The 985-nt window shown below is 71.6% G+C and carries 3 protein-coding genes; 1 reads left to right on the top strand and 2 read right to left on the bottom strand.

All coding sequences use genetic code 11. The features are described from left to right. The coding region (locus N878_RS22285; RefSeq protein ID WP_021445734.1) for a DUF3301 domain-containing protein at nucleotides 1-229 on the top strand (229 nt) is incomplete at its 5' end. Nucleotides 230-233: 4 nt separating this feature from the next. On the opposite strand, the gene N878_RS22280 is transcribed toward N878_RS22285, so the two are convergent. Then, nucleotides 234-593 (bottom strand): hypothetical protein, encoded by a 360-nt coding sequence (locus N878_RS22280; RefSeq protein ID WP_021445733.1) that lies wholly within the window; start codon nucleotides 591-593, stop codon nucleotides 234-236. A 3-nt stretch (nucleotides 594-596) separates the two neighbouring features. Next, nucleotides 597-985, bottom strand: a 389-nt coding sequence (locus N878_RS22275) for an alpha/beta fold hydrolase (RefSeq protein ID WP_021445732.1), incomplete at its 5' end; no start/stop codon positions are given.

Below are 985 nucleotides of genomic sequence, written 5' to 3'. Positions count from 1 at the left end.
CATCCTGCGCGACGCCCGCGGCCACCGGCGCCTGGCGCGGCTCTACGACTTCGAGTTCACCGTCACCGGCGAGCAGCGCCTGCGCGGGCAGATCAGCATGTTCGGCCAGCACCTGGGGCGTATCGAGCTGCAGCCGCACCCGGTGCTCGAGGCCCAACCGGAGCCGGTGGCGACCCAGGGCAGCGACAAGGTGATTCGCCTGGAGGATTGGCGGCGCAAGGCCGAGTGAGCCCTCAGCCCTCGGCGTCATCCAGCAGCGCCAGCACCTGCCGCCATTCGCCGCGGCAGCCGTAGCTCATCGGCCAGCGCAGCAGCCGGCAACAGCCGCGATGCCAGCGTCCACGGGCCTGGTTGCGCCGACAGCCCTCCACCAGCCAGTCACGGTCGAAGGCGCCCCAGACCCCGGCCGTCACCCAGTGGTTGAGCCACACCACCGGCGCCACCTCGTAGTGGAAGATTCGCTCCAGCTCTGCACGGCTCAGGCCGCTGTTGCGCAGCACCGCGGCGATGCTGCGCAGCCAGGGCTCGTCCAGCTCGCTGTCCAGCCACAGGTCGGACAGCGCCAGCCAGACCTCCTCGCGCTCGGCGCTCACGACCTAGCCACGCTGCAGCAGGAAGTTGGCCACCCGCTCGGCGCTGTCGGCCGGCCGCTCCTGCATGAAGCAGTGCCCGCCGGGCACCACCTGGCCGCGCACATGCGGGTTGCCCGCGCACCAGCGCGCCACCGAGCGGGCGACGAAGGGATAGCTGCGCGCGCCGTGGATCACCTCGGTCGGGGTGCTCACCTTGGCCAGCGACGGCCACAGGCGGCGCGGATAGGAACCGAAGATCTCGGCCTCGCGGCTCGGCCGGCACTTGAGCTCGACGCCGTCCGCCACCTCCTTCAGCGCATGCTCGATATAGGCGGAAAAAGCCGCCTCGTCCCAGCCGCGGAACATGCCGCGGCCGTGCAGCGCGGCGTGCGCGGCAGCGCGATCCGGCCATT

The sequence above is a fragment of the Pseudomonas sp. EGD-AK9 genome (assembly GCF_000465935.2).
Taxonomy (GTDB): domain Bacteria; phylum Pseudomonadota; class Gammaproteobacteria; order Pseudomonadales; family Pseudomonadaceae; genus Aquipseudomonas.
This window is presented reverse-complemented; position numbering and strand designations above follow the sequence as displayed.